1 protein-coding gene and 1 pseudogene are annotated in these 531 nt (G+C 73.1%); both read left to right on the top strand.

Annotation, left to right across the window (positions count from 1 at the left end; all coding sequences use genetic code 11):
• Positions 1-339 (top strand): annotated as a pseudogene (locus tag BIV03_RS19740) (hypothetical protein); the annotation flags it as partial.
• A 4-nt stretch (positions 340-343) separates the two neighbouring features.
• Positions 344-531 (top strand): hypothetical protein (locus BIV03_RS19735; RefSeq protein WP_175475843.1); only part of this gene is annotated, 188 nt, incomplete at its 3' end.

Below are 531 nucleotides of genomic sequence, written 5' to 3'. Positions count from 1 at the left end.
GTCGTGAGCGCCGGCATCCGGCTCTCGCTCGAACGCGGCGAGTTCGGTGCCGCGACTGCCGCCTTCTACGACCAGTGGATCGGTGGGATCAGCGACCTGTTCCGCCTCGCGATCGCGAGCGGTGAACTCCGGACGGACCTGACACCCGAGCAGCTCGGCGCGACCGTCGTCCCGATGTTCACCGGGGTCCAGCTCGTCTCGGCGGTGCGGACCGGGCGGCAGGACCTCTTCCCCGCGGTCGCGACGATGTGGCGGATGGTGCTCACCGCCGTCGCGGACCCTCGGCACCGGCCCCGCTTGCTGGGGGTCGTGGCGGACGCGTTCGGCACGGCAGACTGACGCCGTGGACACCAGCGAGCACGGCACCCCTCCGTACGGCGACCCCGCGCTCGCGACGTCCGGGGTCGAGCGGGCGGGGTGGTCTGCGAGCGTCGTCGCGCTGCACGTCGTCGCGACCGTGCTGCTCGCGGTCGGGTTCGTCGCCGTCGCGGTGACGCTCTGGGCCCTGTTCGTCACGGTCGACGACGGCGG

Source organism: Curtobacterium sp. MCBA15_016, assembly GCF_001865105.1.
Lineage (GTDB): Bacteria > Actinomycetota > Actinomycetes > Actinomycetales > Microbacteriaceae > Curtobacterium.
Note: the sequence above shows the minus strand (reverse complement) of the source record. Positions and strands in the feature narration are given on the sequence as shown.